We start from the raw sequence: 22,251 nt of genomic DNA on the forward strand, positions 1-22,251 counted from the left end.
ACCGATTTTACGAGGGATAGGCAGCGAGGCCAAGCACCAGGCGCTTCAAGCCCATGCTGCGCAGCAGAAAACGGTTGGGGTCCAATGCCGCGAGCAGTTTGCTATCGACCGGGGCAGGTTCACCCGCAATAGCACTCGCCAGCATCTCGGCGCACAGCGGGGCATTGATCAGGCCTTTGGAGCCGTGGCCGGTATTGACATACAAGCCCGGCAGCCAGGGCAAGTCCGCCGGGTTGGCGGTATGGCGCGGTGGCTGGGCTTGCAGGGCCTTCGCATCGAGTACCGGGCCTGCCATGGGCAGGTAATCCGGCGTGGCGGCACGAAATGCGGTGCGCCCCTCCAGGGTGTCAAGGTCCAGCGGTGGAAGGCTGGCGTGCATGGCGGGCAGAGTGCGCGCCAGCATGGCGAGATTGCTGGCATGGTCCTGTGCTTTGACGCTGGCATCGGCATCGTCCGCGTCAAAGGTGGCGCCCAGGCAATGGCGACCTTGCACGGCGGGGCTGATATAGCCATCGCTGCAGACGATATTATTCAGCGGGACATCCGTAGCGGTGGCTGGAAGCAGGGTAATCTGCCCGCGCACATTTTGCAGGGGCAAATGCGCTGTCAGGTCAAAGCGCGCGCTATCGGTGGCAGCGGCAATTACCAGCACCGGTGCAGTCTCCAGCAAGCCATCGACGCCGATGACCTGCCATTCATCGCCCACTCGCTGAATGTTGAGCGCCTGGGTGGACAGGCGCTGATGGATGTTTGCATGGTTCACCAATGCGCGACAAAAGGCCGGGGGATGCACCCAGCCGCCAGCGGGGAAATACAAGGCATCCTGCGCTACCGCCTGTCCGGCAAGCGCACTGGCTTCAGCACTGGATAACCATTGCACGAGATCTGGCGGCAAATCACGTGCGGCTATTGCCAGGCAGCGCTCGCGCTCACGTGCATCGTACGCCAGCTGCAGCAAACCGCAGCGCGCATGGTCCGCTGCGCTCAGTTGCAATTGTTGCAACAGGCGCAAACTGTGCAAAAACCCATGCTGGGCGAGGCGACTGAGAATGATGTCTTGCCCGGCCAGGCGCGGGTAAAGCACGCCCAGTGGATTGCCGGAGGCGGCCTCGGCAATCTGCGAGTGACGTTCGATCAGCGTGACCTGCCAGCCGCGTTGAGCCAAGGCGTGACTCGTTGCACACCCGGCAATGCCGCCGCCAATAACAATGGCCTTGCCTGAGGAGTGTGGGACAGGGCGCACAGGCGCTGCATGACGTTGCCTGGCGGTGGATGCTGGCCCAGAGATAGCGACGGATGCCGGAGCATCTTGCGCCGTTGCTTGATTAACGGATTCGCCAGGGCTTTGCTCAAGCGGCTTGCCGCCAACATGTCCAGCAAGCATCTCGCGCTTACGGCCATGGCCGGGCACCTTGCGCACCACAAAGCCTGCCGCCTGCAAACCGCGTTTGACGATACCGGCGCTGGTGAAGGTGGCAAAGGTGGTCTCGGCATGCGAGAGGCGGGCCATTTGCGTAAACAATGGTGCCTGCCACATCTCTGGATTGCGCGACGGCGCAAAGCCATCGAGAAACCAGGCGTCCACCGAGGCCCGCAGGCTGGGCAAGGTTTCAGCCACATCGCCAATCAGCAAGGTGAGTACCACGCGGCCATTCGCCAGCGAGAGCCTGTGCATGCCGGGCGCCAGCCATTGGTATTGGGCTAGCAGCTCCGCGCTGTAGCGGGAAAATTCCGGCCAGCTGGCCCAGGCCTGCTGCATGTCACTGAGGCTGAGCGGGTGTTTTTCGGTGCTGATGAAATGCAGGCGGGCATCATGCGGGGCGGTTTCTTCCCACAGTTGCCAGGCGCACAGCAGGTTGAGCCCGGTGCCAAAACCGGTTTCGGCGATGGTGAAATGGCGCGCCTGATGCACCTCATTTCCCTGGCCTGGCTGACTATGCATGGCAAGCCAGCGCTCGCGCAGCTGGTTGTGCTGCAGAAAGACATGGCGCGTTTCGTCCGGCCCGCTCTCACGCGAGAAATAGACATCCTGGTAGACCGTGGAGTAGGGCTCGCCATCGCGCCATTCAATCATGGGCGTACCTGCGTTTGGAGTATCTGACTTGGGCTTGCATGCTGAGGTATGAAATTCCGGATGGCTGTCTTGAACGCTGTCTTTAAAAGACTGCGCTGTATAATACGATATATGCGCACCCTGTACATCCCCATTCTCCCCGGCACGCTTGCCAGATGACGCCGCTACCGACCAATGAAGCCTCTGTCTGGCTGCGCCAGCATCTCACCGGCTTGCCAGCGGGTGCGCATGTGCTGGATGTGGCGGCGGGTTATGGCCGCAATACGCGCTGGCTGGCAGCCCAGGGCTTTCGCGTCGAGGCGGTGGATATTGATGCGACGGCTTGCATAGGCCTCAGCAAGCTCGCCAATGTAGAGGCGCTATGTGCTGACCTGGAGTCGGATCCATGGCCTTATGGCGTAGATCTTTTTGATGCCGTGGTGGTGTGCCGATATCTGCACCGGCCATTGTTTCCTTCGCTGTTATCCAGCATCAAGCCCGGCGGTCTCCTGATCTACGAAACCTTTATGCGCGGGCAGGAGCTGCTGGGACGACCGCAGAACCCGGATTTTCTGCTGGAGCCGGATGAACTGCGGCAAGTGGTGACGCCAGGGTTTGAGGTGCTCGCCTTTGAGCAGGGTTTGTTCAAGCAGCAGACACCCGCCATGATGCAGCGCATTTGCGCGCGCAAGCAGGCCAGCTGATTCAGGTTAAGCTACAGCCACCGGTGCCCGGCGGTTTTCCGGCTTGACCAGCAGCATGTGCACATCGCCCAGCGCACGCTCGGCAAAGCCACCCTCGCAATAGCACAGATAAAACTCCCACATCCGGATAAACTCATCGGGGTAACCCAGCGCCCGTATGGCGGCCTCATTGCGGAAGAAGTTATGGCGCCACTCGGCCAGGGTGCGGGCGTAATGCGGGCCTATGTCTTCCAGGTCAAACAGGCGCATATCAGTCGCCCGGGTAATGCTTTGCAGCATGGCGGTGACCGAAGGGATGCAACTGCCGGGGAAAATATAGCGCTGGATAAAATCCACCGAGCGGCGGGCCGCATCGTAGCGCTGGTCGGCAATGGTGATGGCTTGCAGCAGCATCATGCCTTCCGGCTTCAAAAGGCGGGCGCACTGTGCGAAGTAGGTATCGTAAAACTGATAGCCCACGGCCTCGATCATCTCGATCGACACCAGCTTGTCGTATTGGCCTTCCAGCTCACGATAATCCGTCAGCAGGATATTGATCTTGTCGCCCAACCCGGCTGTCGCCACGCGCTGTTGCGCCAGGTCATACTGCGCTTGCGAGATGGTGGTGGTGGTCACCTTGCAGCCATAGTGGCTGGCGGCATAGATGGCAAAACCGCCCCAGCCAGTACCAATCTCGACCACATGATCCGCCGGACTGAGCTGCAGCTTCTGGCAGATACGCTCCAGCTTGTGCAAAGAGGCTTGTTCCAGCGTCATGTCATCGCGCGCGAAGATGGCGGAGGAATACATCATGGTCGGGTCCAGAAACAGCTGGAACATGTCGTTGCCCAAATCATAATGCGCGGCAATATTCTTGCGGCTGCCTTGCTCGGTATTGCGGTTCAGCCAGTGCAGGCCTTTCAGCAAGGGCTTGAACAGGCTGGCAAAGCCGCCTTCCAGCGTGTCCATCACCGATTGGTTGATCGCCATGAGACGAATCAGCCCGGTGAGGTCATCGCACTGCCAGTAGCCTTGCATGTAAGCCTCGCCTGCGCCTATGGAGCCGGCAAAGGCAATGTCTGCATAGAAACGGGCATCCAGCACGGTGAGATGCACACGCAAGCCCGAGCCGGGTTGGCCAAAATGCAGCGTTTCCTGCTGCTCGCTCACGATCAGCTCGCCCCGGCTCAGGCGGGCCAGACGTTGCAGCACCAGTTTTCTGGCAAGCGATTGCAGCCAGCCGGCTTTTTGCGGCAAACGGGTGATCGGGCTAACGGTGGGCAGGGCAGGCTTGGATGTCATGGATTTCAGGCTCATGTTTTTCATGTGAAGACTCAGCGAGAGTTAAGGTTGCCGGGAGTCGGCGGGTTGCGGATGACTGAAAAAGGGCACACGCTTCAGCCACAGCCGTAGCGCTTGCCAGTAGATGGCACGAATCACGTTCAGCGTCATCAGTGGGTACTGGAACAGCAGCAGGTTAAGACGAACACCACTCAGAGGCTGTCGCTGCAATTGCAGGGTGGCATCAAACATCTTGCCGTCCGCATGCAGATTGCGCATATGCACATTCAACTCGGCGCCTGGCGTCGAAAAAAACCAGTCGTAGTCGATATCCATAGGCATGAACGGCGACACATGAAAATCCTTGCGCATGGCAAAGCGAAAGCCGCCTTTTTGCGGCTTATCGCAGTTCAATACATAGGCGTGGCGCTCGCCCCATGGCGTGTTGGTAATGTCGGCGACGATGGCGCGCAGGGTGGTGCCATCCGCATCAAAGCAATAGTAAAAACTGACCGGGTTGAAGCAATAGCCAAAATAGCGCATGTGCGTGAGCAGGCGGATGGGGCCGGTCAGCGTAATGCCGGTTTGCTCATGCACCAGTTGCTGCACCGCGGTCTTGAGCGACACACTCGGGTCGCCCAGATAATCACTGCGCTTGAACCAGGCCAGATTGCGCCGGCGCGATGACCAAAGCCAGCGCTGGCTGAACAGCGTAGGCAACTCGTCGAGATCGAGATACATCATGAACAGCCGATAGCGGAAGGCATGTAGCACAGGCATGAAGCGGCGATGCCGCACCACGCCGCTGTAGATCGCGCTCTTTGGCGTCTTCAGGCTGTTGCAGGTGTCAGAATGACGTGCGTCAGGCATGCTTGAAATGCTCCAGCGCACGCAGGGCGCTGACCACGCCATCTTCATGAAAACCATTGCGCCAGTAGGCGCCTGCATAAGCGGTGCGATTCACACCGCTGATTTCCGCATGGCGCAGCTGGGCTGCCGCCCCGGCAGTGGTGTATACCGGGTGATGATACGTGAGCTGCTTGATGATCTTGTCTTCGGCGATTCCAGCAGTGTGATTCAGCGTGACCAGCAATGGCTCGCGGGACTGCAGGCCCTGCAGGATGTTCATGTTGTAGGTGACCGCCACCCGGTCGGTCGGCGTTGGGGTTACGTGGTAATTCCAGGCGGCCCATGCCAGCTTGCGCTTGGGCAGCAGGCGCCGGTCGCTATGCAGGACTATGCTGTTTTCCTGATAGGGAATCGCCTCCAGCACTTCGCGCTCAGCGGGTGTTGCATCGGCCAGCAGGCGCAGAGCCTGATCGCTGTGGCAGGCAAAAAACACCCAGTCGTAGAGTTCTTCCGTGCCACCTGCCGGGGTAATGGCGACCGCGTGTTCCAGGCGACGCACCTGGCTCACCGGCGTGTTGAGGCGTATGCGATCTGCAAACCCGGCGGTCAGCGCCTCGGCATAGCTCGCCGAGCCGCCGCGTATCACGCGCCATTGTGGTCTGTCGTTAACCGTGAGCATGCCGTGGTGATGGAAAAACCGCACAAAAAACCGGGCTGGAAACGCCAGCATCTGGCGCGGTTCGGTTGACCAGATGGCCGAGCCCATGGGGATGATGTAGTAATCGATAAAATCCTGGCGGTAGCCGTGGCGCGCCAGATAATCACCCAGCGGGATTTCCTCGCCTTCTTCCAGCAGTTCCAGCGACTCGCGGTTAAAGCGCAGGATGTCATTGATCATGCGATAGAACGCGGGGCGCAGCAGATTGCGGCGCTGGGCAAACAGCGAGTTGAGCGTGGTGCCGTTGTACTCCAGCCCGGTTTTTTCGCAGCGCACGCTGAAGCTCATGTCGCTATCCTGCCAGCCCACGCCGATCTCATTCAGCAACTGGATGAAATTGGGGTAGGTGCGGTCGTTGAACACGATGAAGCCGGTATCCACCGCATAAGACTTGCCTTCGTGCTGGATGTCATGGGTATGCGTATGGCCGCCAATGTAGCTTCCCGCTTCAAAGACGGTGATGTCGTGTTCGCGATGCAGATGGTAAGCCAGGGTGTTGCCGGCGATACCGGCGCCGATAATGGCGATTTTCATAAGATGCTCTCGTTGCTATTCACGCGCCGGGCATTGCGTATGTCTGCGGGAATGCTGCGCAAGTCGCGAATCAAGCCCAGCGCCTGCAGGGCTTTCAGCCCATACCAGGTAATGTCGATTTCCCACCAGTAGAAGCCTTGGCGCGCGGCCCCGGGATAATGGTGATGGTTGTTGTGCCAGCCTTCGCCCAGGGTGAACAGGGCAATCAGCGCATTGTTGCGGCTCTGGTCGGCGGTCTGGTAGCGACGGCTGCCCCAGTGATGTGCCAGTGAATTGACGCTGAAGGTGGCGTGGTAAAGCAGCACGGTGGAGATGACAAAGCCCCACACCAGCATCTGCCAGCCATTGGTGCCCCATTCGGGCCGTATGCTCTCCAGCCATGCGCCCAGCGCATAAATGCCAGCAGCCAGCAGCAAGGGCACCACGACGTCAAAGCGGTCCAGAAAACGGAGTTCGGGAAAAGCGGCCAGCTCCTTCACACGCTCGGTGCGGGTGGCAAAATGTGCATCCGATAAAAACCAGCCCACATGGCTCCAGAAAAATCCATGATGGACGGGCGAGTGAGCGTCTTCCACCCGGTCTGAATTGGCGTGGTGATGGCGGTGCATGGAAGCCCACCACAACGGCCCGCGCTGCACAGCCGTCGCCCCCAGCAAGGCAAATACAAACTGCATGAAACGGCTGGTCTTGAAGGCGCGGTGCGAAAAATAGCGATGGTAAAACCCGGTAATGGCAAACATGCGCACCAGATAAAGCAGGCCCGCCACCAGCACGGCGACCGGGCTCCAGCCCACCCAGATCACCGCCAGGCAAGCGAGGTGCAAGGCCACAAAGGGCAGGGCGCGCAGCCAGTCCACTTGATTGCCAACATGGGCATCCACGTTTGCGGGCGCAATAGAGCTGTCTAGCCAGCGCAGCAGCCGTTGCTGTATCGGTCTTGCCTGCGGCATCAATCCGCCCCCTTGGCTGGCGTGGTCGGCAGGGCTTGCTGCGGCACCTTGCGCAAGGCGCGGCTATCGTAGCCCAGCGCAATCACCTCGGCGACCAGCTTCTGGTAGGTGTCTTCGCTGATCTGCGGCTGCCGCGCCATGATCCACACGTAATCGCGGGCATTGCGGGCAATGATGGTGTGCTGATAGTCGCTATCCAGATAGGCAATCAGATATTCCGCCTTGATCGGCCAGATAAACTGCATGCCCCATACGGCGTTATTGGTGCCCTCGCGGACAAAACCGCGTGGGTTATAGGTTTTGAGCGGGCCATCAAACGCCCCCTTGTTGAAGGTGAAGGTCGTGGCGATGGTGCCGTCTTTGTCCAGCTGGTATGACTCCACGGCGTTGTAGGCTTCGGTTTCAATCGCGGTGGGAATCACGGCGATGACATACCACGGCCCCATGAAACGGGCGAGATCAACCTCGGGTACCGGTGTTATGGGGGGCAGCTGTTGCGTCGCGCAACCGCCAAGCAGGCTGGCGACAAATGCGGCAACACACGCCAGGCTGCGGGATTTGAAACGGGAGTTTTGCATGATTAGCGTACCCTGTAGTTGATGATGTAGCCTTCCGGGGTGGTAGAGCGCAGTGCCAGCCATTGCTGATCACTGGAATACCACAGGTCTATCTTGAGTTTGGGCGCCTCCAGCCGGTAATGCTCGGCATCGGTGGGTTGGCCTTTCACGGTGATGCTTTCCTTGCCCAGGGCGGTAATTCGGGTGTCCAGGTACTCGCCGGTCTGCGGATTCAGCAAGCGCGTCTGCTTCAGCATGGCCGGATTCCAGTAGGCAAAGGTCATGACACAATCGCCCAGCGTTTTGGGCTTGGGCGACTGCAGCACAAAGGCGGCTTTATCCGTACTTTTGTCCAGGGCGCCCTTGACGATGGTGGTCTCGCGGTTTTCTTCGGTACGGGCCTCAATCGCGTTCAGGCAATTGCCATTCCACTGCTCTTTGGCCGTGTGGCGATAACGATAGGCATTGACGAATAAAAACTTCACATCAAAGCTGGCTTCGCTGGTAAGGGTACGCTGGGCGCCGTTTTCCTCCAGCGCAAAGCGATGCTGGCCTATGGGTTTTTCATCCAGGAAGACATTGAATTGCCACTCCTGCGCATGCGCACTGTGGCAAACAAAGGCCAAAGCAATCCCGCTGACGTGCCAGAACTTCATCTTATTTCTCCTCGGGCAGGCGAGATTCTGGAAACCAGGGAAAGAACGCCGGGGTGGTTTTTACGTAGTGGGCGTAAGCAGGGCGCCGGTCGGCTATATCTTTCTCCAGCAAGGCCACACCACTCACTTTTAGCAGCAGCAAGGTCATCAGCAATGGCCCGGGCAGTGCCCACCATGCACCAGCTGAAAGCGCCAGCAAATAGAAGCCCCACCAGATGCTGAATTCGCCGAAGTAATTCGGATGGCGGCTGTATCGCCATACCCCGCGATCCATCACGGCACCGGCGGGTGCACTGGCCTTGAAGCGGGCGAGCTGCCAGTCCGCCAGGCTTTCCCACACCAGCCCGTTCAACCAGAGCGCGACCCCCAGCACATCGAGCCAGCCAAGCGGAGCATTAGATAGCAGGCTGCCCAGCAAGGGCAGGGAAACCAGCCAGGCCAGCACCGCCTGCAAACCAAAAATGATGTAGAGGCTTTTTAGCCAGAAATGCGGCTCGTTGTTGCGGCGTATGGCCTGGTAGCGATGATCTTCATGCGGGCCGCGATTGCGCCAGCTGAGGTAAATGGTCAAACGTAGCGCCCAGATCGTGACCAGGCCGAGAATTAGCCAGGTACGTGGCTCGACGCCGCCCAGCCAGGCATAAATGCCGGCGCCGAGCAGGAAAAACAGGCTCCACATGCTGTCGATAATGGTGACGTTGTGCCGGTAGACACTGATACCCCAGCCCGCCAGACCAAATAAGGCCATGGCGGCCAGCCCTTGCAAATAAATGCTGCCGTCAAACATGAGACCACCCGTGCTGTTGATCTGCCGCCACGGCATAGCCATCAAAGCGGATTGAGAGCCACAATAACAGTGGCGTGAGGATTGCCCAGGCCAATGCAAGCACCAGCCATGGCAGGTAACCGGATGCCAGTGTCACAGCGCCTATCCGGCTTGCCGCCAGATATGCCAGCGGTCCACCGATCAAGCCGAACACCGCTGCCAATGGCATGGAGCCGCGCAGCCAGCGCAGGCTGACATTCAGCGTGGAAGCAAACAGCAACCACAGGCAAAGCATCCATAGCGGCAGCAAGCCTGCCGGCCATGCCGAGGCGGGGTAGCTCACCAGCTCAAGCGTCAGCAAAGCCTGGTCAAACAGGCCGCCCATGACCATGGCAAGCAGGAGCAGCCTGGTTTCCTGCCCGGGAAGCAATGCCTGGCGCAGATGCCAGTAGAGGATGGGCACCGTGCATGCCACGCCCAGCCAGGGCAGTCCATGGGCGCCGCCCCAGACACAGGCCATCCAGCCCAGCTGAAACAGCACGAAGTTGATTACTTTCAAGGACATGGGTGGTGACGATCTCAAGCCGCGGGGCGCTCAAACTGGTAGTGGCTGACCCACCACTCCTGGCCGTTGTTGTAGCCGAACAGCTCTGCACATGACATGAAGAAGATGCGCCAGCGATTGCGCCACATTTCGGTCTGTTGGGCGCCATAGGTGGCGGCCAGCACAGGTTCAATCGCCGCTGCATGCTCGTCCATATTGGCCAGCCATGCATTGGCCGTTTTTTCATAGTGGGTGCCATCCCAGCGCCACATCTGACGCAACTGCAAATGCCGCTGGAAGCGCAATGGCAGGTCGTCGCTAGGCATCATGCCGCCCGAGAAGAAGAACCGGCTCATCCAGTCGTCATCGCCTGCGACTTCAAAGGCATACGGCGTCAGCTTGTGCACGAAGATATGCATGAAGAAGCGCCCGCCGGGCACCAGCCAGTCATGCACATGCTTGAACATGGTGTCGTAGTTGCGCATATGCTCAAACATCTCGACCGACACAATGCGGTCAAACTGCATGCCGGGATTGAATTCATTCATATCGCAGGTAATCACCTGAATATTTGGCAAGCCGCGCTTCAGGGCTTCCGACATGATGTATTCACGTTGCGACTTGGAGTTGGAGACAGCCGTGATGCGGCTGGAAGGATAATGCTTGGCCATCCACAAGGTGAGGGAACCCCAGCCGCAGCCCAGCTCCAGTATGGAGTGTCCATCCTGCAGGTCTGCATGTTCGCAGGTCAGCTGCAGGGCCAGAGCTTCTGCTTCGTCCAGCGTGCGCGTATTTTTATCCCAGTAGCACGAGCTGTATTTGCGATGCTTGCCCAGGCAATGCTGAAAAAACTGGGCTGGAACCTCGTAATGCTGTGCATTGGCCAGCTCAGGCACCAGAGCAATCGGCGCTTCCCGCATGCTGTTGATGAAGGTGTTTTCAATGTCTGCGGCCGCGGCGCAATCTGCCGCTGCGATGTCCTGCAAGCGAACTTCCAGCAGGCGCCGTATACCGGCGCGTATCGCATAATCAGGGACCAGTCCGCGTTCAGACCAGTCAATCGCCAGTTTGGTGACTTGCATGAAAAATCCTTAATAAATACAGAGGTTAAACGCTTGCCACATTCAGGCTCTGCGCAAATTTGTTCTTGAATGACTCGGCTATGCGCTTGAAGCTTTGCTCGATCTCCATGCCTAGCGGCACGGCACCGGCTTCCTTGATGGCGTCATGCAGCGTGACGGAGGACTGGCCGCCGACAAACACCGGCACATTGGTCGCATTCACCAGATGGGTGAGCTGACGTTTGATCAGCGATGCATCGGTGATGAATGAGGCGGACAACACAATGCCGCGCGACTTCGATTGCACGACAGCGGCCGGCAGTTCTTCCAGCGGCATGTCCGTGCCCAGCAAAATGCAGCGATAGCCATGGTCATAAGCGCTAAGCGCGAAAAGCAGGATGCCGGCTTCGTGGCGCTCCCCTGGCATGCAGGCGGTCAACAGGGCAGGGCCATAATCGCGACGTTTGCGGTGATGAAAGCGGGCCCCCAGCTTGTTGCGCAGATACACCCCAAAGAAGTGTTCCTCGGCCACGGTGCCGTCGCCTCTTTCCCAGCGCTCACCCAGACGTATCAACATGGGCATCAGCAACATGTCGGTGACGATTTCAATGGAATAAAGCGACAGCGCTTCGTTGTAGGTGCTTTCCAGCACCACTTCATCAAAATTGGCCACGGCCGCAGTCATGCGGGTGATCAGGCGGTTCCAGAACTCTTCTTCCTGATTGCTGTAGGTATTGGCTTCGCCAGAAATCAGCGAAAAATTGATGCGGCTGATGGGGATGCCCTTATCCAGCAGATCCACCACCCTGTGCAAAATCGCGATCTGGTCTTTGGTATACAGACGATGTCCTTTGGGAGTGCGTACCGGCTCGATCAATCGATAACGGCGTTCCCAGGTCCGCAGCGTGACAGGATTGATCCCGGTTAATGCCGAGACGGTACGTATAGGATAAGCATCTACATCTGGATTGGGCATGACTGACTCCTGAAAAGGAAACACTGTTTTAATAGCGTGTGATTCATCTCACATCACTTTTGTTATATTTCGATTCAAATCTTATTCAAAAGTTTAATTTATTTATACATCAATAACTTATTCAGAAAATACCTATTCAATACTTATTCAAATTAACTTATGCAATTCAGCAAGGCTGTTTGTGATTCGCTATATGGCTATATACGTTGCAAGCTGAAATTTGGATTCAAGAAAATGCACAAGCAGGCGAATTGATTCCAGCGCAACGTGGACAGGCATAGCGACACCAGAGTGCCGTTGCCACGAAGTGCATAAACTCTGGCTGCACAAGCTGATACAGCAGAGGCTGAGTGAGAAAGCCTGGTTTGGCGGTTCGGGCTTGCTGAGCTGCCTGCTAAATTTGAGCGAGCTTGCCTTGATAGAGCACAGGGCCGGTAGGTGAACCTGATGGCGAGCCGCCTTGCGGTTCAAGAGTGACAGCCAGACCGCCCGTATCAAGCGCTGCAAGCAGCGTTGGGGGGATCGGCATGCTGCCTTTGCCTTGCTGCGGCAGAATGCCCAGCGAAACCGGGGCAGATTTATCCGCTGGCAATATCCAGAGTTCGAAGGATTTATCAGGGATGGCCTGGAGTGATGGCAAGGCTGCCGCGTGCATCTCGGCTTTGCCATCGGCGCTTCGGGTCAGGCTGAGCATCCACCCGGCCTTGGCATTATTATCGGTCAGCACCGCGACATTGGTCGGAGCGGGCGATGTCACACCGGCAGGCTGCTGGGCTTGCAGCACCATGAACACGGCCAGCACCACGACAAAACCGCTGGCAGCCAAGGCCAGACCGCGCCACCAGTTAAGTGCAGAGCGCAGGCGTTGTCCATACAGGCGGATCTCGATGTGCTGCCATACTTCCTTGCGCGGTGCGATGGCAGGCACCATGTCCGCCAGCAAATTCAGTCTGTGACGCCACCAGTCGATGGCTGCCTGCCATTCAGGCCGGGTTTCCACCAGCCGGAGAAAGCGTCGCCGCGCTCTGCCTCGCAGGGTGCCCAGCACATATTCTGCTGACAGCATGTCTTTCAGGTTGTCGTTGTCGTAGTTCATATTCTCAGGCCTTCGCAATGCAGTTTTTCAGAGACTGCAATCCCCGGCGTATCCAGGTCTTGATCGTGCCTAGTGGCTGAATCAATTGCTGGGCCAGTTGTTCGTGTGCCAGACCATGGAAATAACTCATGGCAATCGCCTGGCGCTGAAGGGGTGCCAGGGCTTTCATGCAGTTCAGCAGCACATGGGCTTCCTGTCCTGAAATAGCCTGCTCGATGGGACTGAGATCTTCCGATGCCCATTGGTCAAAATCCTGATCCTCCCCCAGTCCGTGCTCATGCGGCATGGCTCGTAACAGATCCAGGCAGCGGTTGCGCACGATAGTAGTCATCCAGGTCATGGCCGAGGCTTTGTCTTCATTAAAACTGCCGGCGTGGTGCCAGATACTGACAAATGCATCCTGCAGGGCCTCCTCCGCCAGATCGCGTCTGGTCAATATACGTACGGCAAGCCCGAATAGTTTCGCCGAAGTTGCGTCGTAGAGCTTGCTGAAGGCATGCCGATCACCCTGCGATGTTCTGGCAAGCAGCAATGAAAGTTCGGCGGGAGATGGAGGGGAGGTGGCCATTGTGCTTATTAGTCTGGTTAGTGGTATGGCGTTTGATAAGTCTTTATACTCCGGCTCATGCTAGAAACACTCCCGGCTTTAATCAAGAGGTGGATATGAGAACGACAGGCAAAAGCCTTGCTGCACAACTAGTTTCAATGATTTTTCTATGCATGCAGCTGGCTACGCCTGTCGCACAAGCGGATAGCGACAGCGAGCACATTCATCACCCACAAAAAGCCGAGTGGCCAAGTTTCGGTCGCGATTACAGCAATCAGCGCTTTGCGCCTTCCACCATCATCAATCGCCAGAACGTGAATCAGCTTGCTGAAGCCTGGCGCTTCAAGACTGGTGTGGTTGGCAGCTTTCAAACTACGCCTATCGTGGCGAATGGCGTGATGTACCTTTCGCTTCCTTACAACCATGTGGTGGCATTGGATGCGCGCACGGGCAAAGAGCTCTGGCGCTATGAGCACCAGCGCCGCCCGGAGTGGAAAATGTGCTGTGGCCCGGCTAACCGTGGCGTGGCGGTGGCTTATGGCAAGGTATTCATGGGCACGGTGGATGCGCGCCTGATCGCGCTGGATGCCAGGACCGGCAAACTGGTGTGGGATATTGATGCCGTGGACCAGGCGGTGGAAACCGAAGGCCAGGCATCCCTGGATAGCAAAGATCCCAACAGCCGTGCCAAGGTGTCAGGTGGCACCGGTATCGGCATCGCCATGGCGCCTATTGTGTACAAGGGCAAGGTGCTGGTCGGCATTACCGGTGTTGGTTACGGTTTGCATATTGATAATCCACGGGAAGATGCACCGCTGGGTGCGGTGATTGGCTTGGCCGGGCGCTATGGCAGGCCGGGGTTTATTGCGGCATTTGATGTCGATAGCGGCAAACGCGTATGGCAGTTTGATACGATTTCGCCGGAACACTGGCTGGGGCAATTTACCGTCAGGACCGCCGATGGCATCACGCTGGATCGCGATGTGGCGACGGAAAAAGCCCAGGCCAGGCAGCATCCCGATGCCTGGCGCTATGGTGGCGGTTCCGCCTGGAGCACGCCAGCGCTGGATACCGACTTGGGTCTGCTTTATTTTGGTACGGGCAACCCATCGCCTCAGATGAATGATATTGAACGGCCAGGCGATAACCTATACACCGTATCCCTGGTGGCGCTGGATATCGAGACTGGCAAGCTGCGCTGGCATTACCAGCAGGTACCGCATGACCTCTGGGGCTACGATCTTGCCAGCCCGCCAGTCCTGTTTGACTGGCAGCATGCTGGCAAAACCATTCCCGCGGTTGGTCAGGCCAGCAAAACTGGCTGGTTTTATGCCCACGACCGGGCGACGGGGCGTTTGCTGTTCAAGTCAGACGCCTTTGTGCCACAGAAAAACCTGTTCCATAAAGCCAGCAAAGAGGGCACCACGCTTTACCCGGGCATTCTGGGTGGCGCCAACTGGTCACCTGTCGCACTGGATGCGGCAGCCGGGCAGGTATATGTCGCCGCCATACACGCCCCTATAACGTATACCCTGCATGAATCGGTCGACGCCGACGGCAAACTGTTGCGCTACACCTCATCCGAACCGGCCGAAGAGCCGCGCTGGGGGCTGCTGTCTGCCATCAACCTTGCCGATGGCAAGATCACCTGGCAACACAAAACCGCCCAGCCATTGGTCGGTGGCGTGCTGGCCACTGCAGGCGGGCTGGTATTTACCGGCGAAGGTAATGGAAACTTTGCCGCCTATGACTCCTCCAATGGTAGGCTGCTATGGCAGGCAAAGGCGGATGCAGGCGTAAACGCACCCGCCATCAGTTATGAAATCGATGGCATTCAATACATTGCGGTAGCCGCGGGCGGCAACGCAATTTTCGGGTACAAACAAGGTGATAGTGTGCTGGTATATGCATTAGGCAAATAAACGCCAGGCCTCCTTGTGACTGCTGCCCGCATTAACAACGACAACAATAAGGAAGGCCTGCATGACAAGATTACCTTACCCGCTGGCGCTAGCTTTGGCGCTGGCATTAACCCCGCCAGCATTTGCTGCGGACACCTGGATACTCGCTAGCCAGGGAGAATCACTGACCACGGGCCAGACTCTGACGCTGGATGTGGTGAAGCCTGACAGCCAGAATGACTGGCCGCAAACCTTGCAACTGAAACTTTCAGGAAGCGGCATCAGTGAAACCCTGGACCTGACGCTGCAGCCTGCCGCCAACAGCACCAGCGCGCGGCGCCAATATGCAGGGCTAGTACGCTCGGCATACAAAGGCGTTGTGCGTGCTGACCTGGTGAACGCGTCTTCCAATCGTATTCTGCTGGTAGCAGCCGATGGCGACAGCAGCCCGCCCATGCAGGTGGTCAGTGCGTCACAGGCAAACCAGCCTGCAGCGGCCGATGCCCCGCCTAAACTGGTCATTGCCAAGCCAGGTGAGGAGCCTGCGCTCACGGCGAATGATCCCATCTACTTCCTGCTGGGCTCCAATGATGAGCGCGGTGAAGATGCCCGTTTCCAGATCAGCTTCAAATATCGTCCTTTCGCCCCCGATGGGGCAGTGGCTGATTTTGCGCCCTTCCTGACCAATCTGTATTTTGGCTACACCCAGACCACCATCTGGGATATAGGCGAGAAGTCCAGTCCGTTCCGGGATACCTCGTATCGCCCCAGCCTGTTCTACGAATGGGGTGGCAGTGGCCGCGGCCTGATGCCGGATGACTGGCGTGGTGGCGTCGAACACGAGTCTAACGGGCAGGGCGGAGTGGATTCCCGCTCTATCAATACCGCCTTTGTACGTCCAGCCTGGCATTGGGCCATGCCGAGTGGGCGCAGCCTGAGTTTCATGCCCAAAATCTATGAGTACCTCGACAAGGAAGACGGCAACTCGGACATACAGCGCTATCGCGGTTATGTGGACTGGCAGGTACGCTATGGCCGTGAAGATGGCTTGATGCTGAATGGCCTCTATCGCCAGGGCACCGCCGGATACAGCACGGGGCAAGTCGATGTGACCTATCCCATTAGCGACAAGATATTCAACCGCACCGGCGCCTTCATCCATTTGCAGGTGTTTTCTGGCTATGGCGAAACCTTGCTTGGATATAACCGGGATAGCGACACGCAAATACGGCTGGGCTTATCGCTCACGCGCTGATCAATGGGGCAGGTCAATAGTGTAGAGCAATGGAACACCTGTTGCGATACGGTACACCCCGGCATTGGTACCCGAAGGCAGGGTCTGGAACAATTTAAAATTAAGTTGTTGATTAAATGGTGTAATTTATTTTTTGTGTGGTGTGGCATGCGTCTTGCGCTATCCCAAGAAGGCGTCCGTCCGGACACCGGTCGAGGGGAGAGCTCACATGCTGTTAAATTTCAAATCCATACAAACGAAAATAGCCGTTGTTGCTGGTATTTCATTGCTGGCAAGTGCCGCCATCCTGGTGACCTTCGGCTTCATTTCTTCAAAGAACAACCAGCAAGTCGTGTCAGAGCAAGTCTCTGGCCTGGTTGACCAGAATACCCGGGAGAGCCTGAAAAACCTCGCGGGGGCCGAAGCTGGCAAAATCCAGGCCAAATTTGATGTGGCGCTAGATGCAGCACGCACCATGGCACATACCTTTGTGCTATCAAAAGACACGGCCGAAAACCTGCCGCTGGGCCGCGATCAAATCAACGCCATTCTGCTGAGTGTGTTGAAAAACAATCCTGACTTTAACGGCACCTATTCCTGTTGGGAGCCTGACGCGCTGGATGGACAGGATGCCCAGCACCGCACCGGCAAGAATGGCAACAATGCGATCACAGGCCGTTTTACGCCGTATTGGAACCGCGATGCCAAAGGCAATATTGCCGTGCAGCCGCTCGTGGAGTACGACACGCTGGACAAGCACCCGAACGGCGTCATGAAAGGGGGCTGGTATATTGGCCCGCATGACACCGGAACCGAAAGCGTGCTCGATCCTTTCCCTTACATCGTGCAGGGCAAGCAGGTATGGCTGACCACGCTTTCTGTGCCCATCAGCCTGCGCGGCAAGTTTTACGGCGTCGCCGGTACCGATTACAACCTGGCGTTTGTGCAGAAGCTGGCGGAAGAGGCCGACAAGCAGCTGTTTGAAGGCAAAGGCGAAGTCGCGATTGTCAGCAACATGGGCTTGATCGTTGGCGATAGCGAAAACCCCGGCCTGGTCGGCCAGGCGTTCAACACGCTGGTGGGTGATGGCGCGGCTGAGCAGTTAGCGAATATCCAGTCTGGCGCTGCCAATGTCAGTGTCAACGACAAGAGCGGCCAGATGCTGGCATTTGCCCCGATTAACCTGGGCCGCACCGGCAAACCGTGGGCCGTGATGATCAAAGTGCCAACGGCGGTGGTCATGGCCAAGGCACATGCGCTGGATCAGGAGCTGTCCTCACGCGCCACGCATAGCACCATACTGCAGGTAGCTGTCGGTGTCGGGGTGGCGTTGGCAGGCATTCTGTTCTTGTGGTTTGCGGCGGGTACGATTTCCCGGCCCATCCGGCATGCTGCTGATGCCGCACGCAAGCTATCCCAGGGCGATACTTCTGCCGTCATGTCGGTAAAAACCCGCGATGAGACCGGTCAACTGATGACCGCCATGCAGGGGATGTCCGATTCCATCAAGCGCTTGATCAGTGACACGACCATGCTGGCGCAGGCTGCGATTGAAGGGGCACTGGCAACCCGTGCGGATGGCCAGCAGCACCAGGGGGATTTCCGCAAGGTGGTCGAAGGCGTCAATGCCACACTGGATGCCGTGATCACGCCGTTGAATGTGGCGGCAAATTATGTGGACCGCATCTCGCATGGCGATATTCCGCCGCTTATTACGGACAGTTACAACGGTGATTTCAACAAGATCAAGCACAACCTCAATACCTGTATCGAGGCCATTCAGAATCTGGTGAGCGAAGCGGGGCATCTTGAACGTGCCGCCGTTGCCGGACAACTGTCGGTTCGCGGCGATCTGGAGCGTTACCAGGGCGAATTCCGCCGGGTGGTGGAAGGCTTTAATGCCACGCTGGATGCCGTGATTACGCCACTCAATGTCGCGGCGACCTATGTCGACCATCTGGCCAAGGGGCAGTTTCCACCCAAGATTACCGATGCTTATGAAGGAGATTTCAATGTCATCAAGAACAATTTGAATGATTGTATTGATGCAGTGAAGGGGCTGGTGCGCGATGCCAGCATGCTGGCCAACGCAGCTGCGGACGGCAAGCTGTCTGTCCGCGCCGATGTCAGCCAGCATCAGGGCGATTATCGCAAGGTGATCGAAGGCATCAACGACACTCTGGACAATGTGATTGGTCCCCTGAATGTCGCCGCGGATTATGTGGCCCGTATTGCCCAAGGGGACATTCCTCCAGTGATTATTGAACAGTACGCAGGCGACTTTGCCATCCTGAAAGACAACATCAATACCTGTGTGCTCGCCATCAACAATCTGGTGAAAGATGCCGACATGCTGGCGGATGCGGCGCGTCAGGGCCAAGTGACGGTGCGGGCAGATGCCAACCAGCATTCCGGGGACTTCCGCAAAATTGTACAAGGCGTTAATGCCACACTGGAAATGATTGTCACGCCTATTGTCACAGTAAAAGAGGCCACCGAGGCGATCAACACCGCGGCGAAGGAAATCGCCCAAGGCAACGTCGACCTGTCGCAGCGCACCGAAGAGCAGGCCGCCTCCCTGGAAGAAACCGCATCCAGCATGGAACAGCTGGCGGCGACCGTGAAGCAGAATGCCGATAACGCCATGCATGCCAATACGCTGGCCACGGCCGCATCCGGCGTCGCGGTCAAAGGCGGCGCGGTGGTAGCCGATGTCGTCAAGACCATGGCATCGATCAATGAAAGCGCCCACAAGATCGAGGCCATTATTACTGTCATCGATGGCATCGCATTCCAGACCAACATCCTGGCACTCAATGCCGCTGTAGAAGCAGCACGTGCAGGCGAGCAGGGCAGAGGCTTTGCTGTGGTTGCTGGCGAAGTCCGTACGCTGGCACAGCGCTCTGCTTCGGCAGCCAAGGAGATCAAGGAGCTGATTACGGATTCGGTGGATAAAACCATGGCGGGTACCCAGCTGGTGGAGCATGCCGGCACTACCATGAGCGAGCTGGTCAGCTCGGTAAAACGTGTCAGCGATATCATGAGCGAAATTGCCGAAGCCTCTTCAGAGCAGAGCGAAGGTATTGCTCAGGTCAACAAGGCAGTGACGCAGATGGATGAAGTTACCCAGCAAAACGCCGCACTGGTTGAGGAAGCGGCTGCTGCTGCCGAGTCACTCATGATGCAGGCAGATGAGCTGAAGTCAGCTGTCAGCGTATTCAAGCTGGAGCAATCCGCATCTGTCAGTGCAGTTCGCCTTGCTACCGTCAGCAAGATGAATGCGACGCGCAAGCCGCCTGTGCAGGCGCTGGTCAGCCGCAAGCCGGTACTGGCAGCCACTAATACGGATGGCGATGACTGGCAGACGTTCTAAAGAGGTTCGGGCGTATCAACAGGACTTTGCCCGCAAAACAAAAAGCCCCGCAAATGCGGGGCTTTTTGTTTACTGAACTGGTTTTACTGTATATGCCAGTTAAACGTAGTAACGACGTCTTGTAGCCATGAAGCCGATCAGGCCCAGGCCTGCAAACAGCATCATGTAGCTTTGTGGCTCAGGAACTGCCGATACTGGAATCGTGATATCTGCACCAGTGAAGTAATGGTTGGCGTTGATCTGAATGTTGGAATTCCAGGCGTTCACGATCACGTTGCCGTTGATCTGGCCACCACCACCTTGCACTGTTGCATATGGCGCCAGGATGGAGCCATACACGCCGACATTGTTGAAATTCAGTGTCGTGGCTTCATAGAAGTTGAACAGCACGTTGTAGTTGCTGAAGCCATTTGGCGTACCACCCTGGAAACCAGCCACGTCACCGCTTACATTGACGATGATGGTCTGATTGGATGCCAGTTGGGCAAAGCTGGAGTAGTTCACGGAATACAGATCAGCACCGCTCACATTGAATACTTGCACAGCGCTGGTGCCATCGCCAGTAAAGGTGACGCCGCCATATTGATAAGTTGCAGAACCGTTGGCACTCAGCTTGGAAAGCGAAGAGGACAGGGCGATCAACTCGGTCTTTTCATCCGAGAATGAAAAAGGAGCTGTGCCGCCACTGATCGTTGCACCGCCACCCAGGCTGGAGGTTGTGCTGGTGCCAGCCACATAGGCATTGCCATTATTAATGGAGCCGTTGGTGTAGTTGAGATTGCCACCGACAACCAGAGAGTAGCCGTTATATGGCTTGTTGTTGGCGTTAACACTGTAACCATTGACGGTTGTGTTTCCACCGACCGCTACTGCGCCTTCAGTATCACTATATTGGCTGTTGAATGTGGAAAATACGAACGCGTTGAATTTCCCCGCAACCCCCAAATCAACTGCAGCATTTGCCGATGCAGTAAGCGTCATGAATGCGAGTGCCAAAACGGCCTGCGTTGTTTTCTTAATCATGATGAATTTCCCCGGATTATTTAAGTTATGGGCGCATTCTAATGGCGGGGAACTGGCGGGTATATAGTACCTTAGTACTAGTGAAGGCTTTGAAACAGGAATTTGTCACTCATCGTATTTAAGACGATTTGCTGGCTTCGTTCATCAAAAAGAAAAAGCCCCAAGTTTTTCAACTTGAGGCTCTGTCTTTTTTGAATCTACCGGTCAACTTATTCAGCTAACCAGTGGACGCTTTATTGGCGTCCCCACGGGGATTCGAACCCCGGTCGCCTCCGTGAAAGGGAGGTGTCCTAGGCCTCTAGACGATGGGGACAAGAGAGGCAGTATTCTACACTACTTTTGCATTAATTCAAACTTCTAAATTAAGCATTTTTTTACTTTTCGTAACCCGGTCAATGAAGACTGGTGGAGGTAAGCGGGATCGAACCGCTGACCTCTTGCATGCCATGCAAGCGCTCTCCCAGCTGAGCTATACCCCCGAAAAAGTTGCGCCATATTAATGACCGAAGCCGCGCCTGTCAACGACTTTTAGCGAAATGACCTAAAAAACTTTGGCATGCCGATTTGGTGATCAAGCAAAACAAAAGCTAAGCCAATGATGAAAAACATGAATCCCGACCGCACCGGGATTTATCCGAATTTTTCCGATTCCAACCCCGTTTGTAACTATGCAAATAAGCTGGCATCAACGAAAAAAAAGCCCGACAAAAATGCTCGGGCCTAAGGGATTGAAGTTTGCAGTTTTTGCACTGCTCCTCACCATAGTCCGGCGTATGGCAAGGTGTAAAGCCTGAGCGGGCTTGCATAAGTAGTTGAAGATTTATTTGAATTGCTCTTCGCTAAGGTGAGTAACCGAGGCCAGCATGAAAGATGCTCGTCACTAAGGTAATTCTTACATGGTTTTGCTGCTTTATCTTATAGCCGATCCGGATGCATGCGGGGAAACTGAGTATTCATCCATTAATTAAAAACAAGGAGTTACGCTATGGATAACAAAGAGGTGATTTCCACACTGAATGATCTCATCGAAATCTCCAAAGACGGCGAAGAGGGCTTTCGCAATGCGGCTGAGAATGTAGAGGTAACGCCGCTCAAGGAATATTTTCTTGATCGCTCGCAACAGGTTGCCACCTCGGTTCATGAGCTTCAGGATCTGGTTCGCACCCTTGGTGGCCAACCTGAGACCGAGTCCAGCGTGTCCGGTGCACTGCACAGGCGCTGGCTGGATTTCAAAACAGCATTGACCAGCAATGATACGGTGGCTGTGCTGAATGAGACCGAACGTGGTGAAGATGTCGCCCTGGCCAAATACAAAAAAGCCATCGAGAAAGAATTGCCACCAACCGTCCGCAATGTGGTGCAACGTCAGCTTGAAGGCGTGCAGCGCAACCATGATCGCGTAAAACAGCTGCGCGATGCTGCCCGGGCAGAAGTGGGCTAATCATTAGC

Annotated in this window: 19 protein-coding genes and 2 tRNA genes; 5 read left to right on the forward strand and 16 right to left on the reverse strand. The window is 56.7% G+C overall.

Going from position 1 to position 22,251, the window contains the following annotated elements:
* Positions 1-7: 7 nt before the first annotated feature.
* Positions 8-2,074, reverse strand: coding sequence for a bifunctional tRNA (5-methylaminomethyl-2-thiouridine)(34)-methyltransferase MnmD/FAD-dependent 5-carboxymethylaminomethyl-2-thiouridine(34) oxidoreductase MnmC (gene mnmC, locus MPQ_RS06740; protein ID WP_013442158.1), 2,067 nt, complete (start codon positions 2,072-2,074; stop codon positions 8-10).
* A gap of 155 nt (positions 2,075-2,229) precedes the next feature.
* Here mnmC and MPQ_RS06745 point away from each other — a divergent pair, with 155 nt between their 5' ends.
* Positions 2,230-2,757: a bifunctional 2-polyprenyl-6-hydroxyphenol methylase/3-demethylubiquinol 3-O-methyltransferase UbiG gene (locus tag MPQ_RS06745; RefSeq protein WP_013442159.1), complete on the forward strand. Its 528-nt coding sequence runs from the start codon at positions 2,230-2,232 to the stop codon at positions 2,755-2,757.
* Positions 2,758-2,763: 6 nt separating this feature from the next.
* Here the strand turns inward: MPQ_RS06745 and MPQ_RS06750 are convergent, their stop codons facing one another.
* The 12 genes from MPQ_RS06750 to MPQ_RS06805 all read right to left on the reverse strand — a co-directional run bounded on the left by MPQ_RS06750 (position 2,764) and on the right by MPQ_RS06805 (position 13,292).
* Positions 2,764-4,053, reverse strand: coding sequence for a cyclopropane-fatty-acyl-phospholipid synthase family protein (locus MPQ_RS06750; protein WP_013442160.1), 1,290 nt, complete (start codon positions 4,051-4,053; stop codon positions 2,764-2,766).
* A gap of 27 nt (positions 4,054-4,080) precedes the next feature.
* Positions 4,081-4,887, reverse strand: a complete 807-nt coding sequence (locus MPQ_RS06755) for a DUF1365 domain-containing protein (RefSeq protein WP_013442161.1) — start codon at positions 4,885-4,887, stop codon at positions 4,081-4,083.
* On the reverse strand, positions 4,880-6,118 hold the full coding sequence (locus MPQ_RS06760; protein ID WP_013442162.1) for an NAD(P)/FAD-dependent oxidoreductase: 1,239 nt from the start codon (positions 6,116-6,118) through the stop codon (positions 4,880-4,882). Before MPQ_RS06760 ends, MPQ_RS06755 begins: the two co-directional genes overlap by 8 nt.
* Positions 6,115-7,068 (reverse strand): acyl-CoA desaturase, encoded by a 954-nt coding sequence (locus MPQ_RS06765; protein ID WP_013442163.1) that lies wholly within the window; start codon positions 7,066-7,068, stop codon positions 6,115-6,117. The genes MPQ_RS06760 and MPQ_RS06765 overlap by 4 nt, the downstream gene beginning before the upstream one ends.
* Positions 7,068-7,646: a lipocalin family protein gene (locus MPQ_RS06770; RefSeq protein WP_013442164.1), complete on the reverse strand. Its 579-nt coding sequence runs from the start codon at positions 7,644-7,646 to the stop codon at positions 7,068-7,070. The genes MPQ_RS06765 and MPQ_RS06770 overlap by 1 nt, the downstream gene beginning before the upstream one ends.
* 2 nt (positions 7,647-7,648) lie before the next feature.
* Positions 7,649-8,281, reverse strand: coding sequence for a DUF6134 family protein (locus MPQ_RS06775; protein WP_013442165.1), 633 nt, complete (start codon positions 8,279-8,281; stop codon positions 7,649-7,651).
* A gap of 1 nt (position 8,282) precedes the next feature.
* The gene (locus MPQ_RS06780) at positions 8,283-9,068 is read right to left on the reverse strand and encodes a DUF1295 domain-containing protein (protein ID WP_013442166.1); all 786 of its coding nucleotides are present in this window, start codon (positions 9,066-9,068) and stop codon (positions 8,283-8,285) included.
* Positions 9,061-9,612: a DUF2878 domain-containing protein gene (locus tag MPQ_RS06785; protein ID WP_013442167.1), complete on the reverse strand. Its 552-nt coding sequence runs from the start codon at positions 9,610-9,612 to the stop codon at positions 9,061-9,063. Before MPQ_RS06785 ends, MPQ_RS06780 begins: the two co-directional genes overlap by 8 nt.
* 14 nt (positions 9,613-9,626) lie before the next feature.
* Positions 9,627-10,673: a cyclopropane-fatty-acyl-phospholipid synthase family protein gene (locus tag MPQ_RS06790; protein WP_013442168.1), complete on the reverse strand. Its 1,047-nt coding sequence runs from the start codon at positions 10,671-10,673 to the stop codon at positions 9,627-9,629.
* 25 nt (positions 10,674-10,698) lie between these two features.
* The gene (locus tag MPQ_RS06795) at positions 10,699-11,628 is read right to left on the reverse strand and encodes a MerR family transcriptional regulator (protein WP_013442169.1); all 930 of its coding nucleotides are present in this window, start codon (positions 11,626-11,628) and stop codon (positions 10,699-10,701) included.
* Positions 11,629-12,022: 394 nt separating this feature from the next.
* Positions 12,023-12,724 carry an anti-sigma factor domain-containing protein gene (locus MPQ_RS06800; RefSeq protein WP_013442170.1) on the reverse strand — a complete coding sequence of 234 codons (702 nt, stop codon included), beginning with the start codon at positions 12,722-12,724 and terminating at the stop codon, positions 12,023-12,025.
* Between the two features lie 4 nt (positions 12,725-12,728).
* A complete protein-coding gene (locus MPQ_RS06805; RefSeq protein WP_013442171.1) occupies positions 12,729-13,292 on the reverse strand; it encodes a sigma-70 family RNA polymerase sigma factor in 564 nt (187 codons plus the stop codon).
* 152 nt (positions 13,293-13,444) lie between these two features.
* Here MPQ_RS06805 and MPQ_RS06810 point away from each other — a divergent pair, with 152 nt between their 5' ends.
* The 3 genes from MPQ_RS06810 (at position 13,445) to MPQ_RS06820 (ending at position 19,779) form a co-directional block, all read left to right on the forward strand.
* On the forward strand, positions 13,445-15,193 hold the full coding sequence (locus MPQ_RS06810) for a PQQ-binding-like beta-propeller repeat protein (RefSeq protein ID WP_013442172.1): 1,749 nt from the start codon (positions 13,445-13,447) through the stop codon (positions 15,191-15,193).
* A gap of 61 nt (positions 15,194-15,254) precedes the next feature.
* The gene (locus tag MPQ_RS06815; protein WP_013442173.1) at positions 15,255-16,427 is read left to right on the forward strand and encodes a phospholipase A; all 1,173 of its coding nucleotides are present in this window, start codon (positions 15,255-15,257) and stop codon (positions 16,425-16,427) included.
* Positions 16,428-16,635: 208 nt separating this feature from the next.
* Positions 16,636-19,779 (forward strand): methyl-accepting chemotaxis protein, encoded by a 3,144-nt coding sequence (locus tag MPQ_RS06820; RefSeq protein WP_013442174.1) that lies wholly within the window; start codon positions 16,636-16,638, stop codon positions 19,777-19,779.
* A 99-nt stretch (positions 19,780-19,878) separates the two neighbouring features.
* Here the strand turns inward: MPQ_RS06820 and MPQ_RS06825 are convergent, their stop codons facing one another.
* The 3 genes from MPQ_RS06825 to MPQ_RS06835 form a co-directional block, all read right to left on the reverse strand.
* Positions 19,879-20,802: a choice-of-anchor A family protein gene (locus MPQ_RS06825; protein ID WP_013442175.1), complete on the reverse strand. Its 924-nt coding sequence runs from the start codon at positions 20,800-20,802 to the stop codon at positions 19,879-19,881.
* 237 nt (positions 20,803-21,039) lie between these two features.
* Positions 21,040-21,115, reverse strand: a tRNA-Glu gene (locus MPQ_RS06830).
* 90 nt (positions 21,116-21,205) lie between these two features.
* Positions 21,206-21,281, reverse strand: a tRNA-Ala gene (locus tag MPQ_RS06835).
* Positions 21,282-21,787: 506 nt separating this feature from the next.
* Here MPQ_RS06835 and MPQ_RS06840 point away from each other — a divergent pair.
* Positions 21,788-22,243, forward strand: a complete 456-nt coding sequence (locus MPQ_RS06840; protein ID WP_013442177.1) for a PA2169 family four-helix-bundle protein — start codon at positions 21,788-21,790, stop codon at positions 22,241-22,243.
* Positions 22,244-22,251 lie beyond the last annotated feature (8 nt).

The sequence above is a fragment of the Methylovorus sp. MP688 genome (genome assembly GCF_000183115.1).
Classification (GTDB): domain Bacteria; phylum Pseudomonadota; class Gammaproteobacteria; order Burkholderiales; family Methylophilaceae; genus Methylovorus; species Methylovorus glucosotrophus.

Excerpts from the sequence above, each read along its gene's own strand:
- MPQ_RS06790 (WP_013442168.1), bottom strand. The coding sequence starts at position 10,673 with ATGCAAGTCACCAAACTGGCGATTGACTGGTCTGAACGCGGACTGGTC.
- MPQ_RS06765 (WP_013442163.1), bottom strand. The coding sequence starts at position 7,068 with ATGCCGCAGGCAAGACCGATACAGCAACGGCTGCTGCGCTGGCTAGAC.
- MPQ_RS06820 (WP_013442174.1), top strand. The coding sequence starts at position 16,636 with ATGCTGTTAAATTTCAAATCCATACAAACGAAAATAGCCGTTGTTGCT.
- MPQ_RS06825 (WP_013442175.1), bottom strand. The coding sequence starts at position 20,802 with ATGATTAAGAAAACAACGCAGGCCGTTTTGGCACTCGCATTCATGACG.
- MPQ_RS06750 (WP_013442160.1), bottom strand. The coding sequence starts at position 4,053 with ATGAGCCTGAAATCCATGACATCCAAGCCTGCCCTGCCCACCGTTAGC.
- MPQ_RS06755 (WP_013442161.1), bottom strand. The coding sequence starts at position 4,887 with ATGCCTGACGCACGTCATTCTGACACCTGCAACAGCCTGAAGACGCCA.
- MPQ_RS06775 (WP_013442165.1), bottom strand. The coding sequence starts at position 8,281 with ATGAAGTTCTGGCACGTCAGCGGGATTGCTTTGGCCTTTGTTTGCCAC.
- MPQ_RS06840 (WP_013442177.1), top strand. The coding sequence starts at position 21,788 with ATGGATAACAAAGAGGTGATTTCCACACTGAATGATCTCATCGAAATC.
- MPQ_RS06785 (WP_013442167.1), bottom strand. The coding sequence starts at position 9,612 with ATGTCCTTGAAAGTAATCAACTTCGTGCTGTTTCAGCTGGGCTGGATG.
- mnmC (WP_013442158.1), bottom strand. The coding sequence starts at position 2,074 with ATGATTGAATGGCGCGATGGCGAGCCCTACTCCACGGTCTACCAGGAT.
- MPQ_RS06770 (WP_013442164.1), bottom strand. The coding sequence starts at position 7,646 with ATGCAAAACTCCCGTTTCAAATCCCGCAGCCTGGCGTGTGTTGCCGCA.
- MPQ_RS06780 (WP_013442166.1), bottom strand. The coding sequence starts at position 9,068 with ATGTTTGACGGCAGCATTTATTTGCAAGGGCTGGCCGCCATGGCCTTA.
- MPQ_RS06800 (WP_013442170.1), bottom strand. The coding sequence starts at position 12,724 with ATGAACTACGACAACGACAACCTGAAAGACATGCTGTCAGCAGAATAT.
- MPQ_RS06810 (WP_013442172.1), top strand. The coding sequence starts at position 13,445 with ATGCAGCTGGCTACGCCTGTCGCACAAGCGGATAGCGACAGCGAGCAC.
- MPQ_RS06760 (WP_013442162.1), bottom strand. The coding sequence starts at position 6,118 with ATGAAAATCGCCATTATCGGCGCCGGTATCGCCGGCAACACCCTGGCT.
- MPQ_RS06795 (WP_013442169.1), bottom strand. The coding sequence starts at position 11,628 with ATGCCCAATCCAGATGTAGATGCTTATCCTATACGTACCGTCTCGGCA.
- MPQ_RS06815 (WP_013442173.1), top strand. The coding sequence starts at position 15,255 with ATGACAAGATTACCTTACCCGCTGGCGCTAGCTTTGGCGCTGGCATTA.
- MPQ_RS06745 (WP_013442159.1), top strand. The coding sequence starts at position 2,230 with ATGACGCCGCTACCGACCAATGAAGCCTCTGTCTGGCTGCGCCAGCAT.
- MPQ_RS06805 (WP_013442171.1), bottom strand. The coding sequence starts at position 13,292 with ATGGCCACCTCCCCTCCATCTCCCGCCGAACTTTCATTGCTGCTTGCC.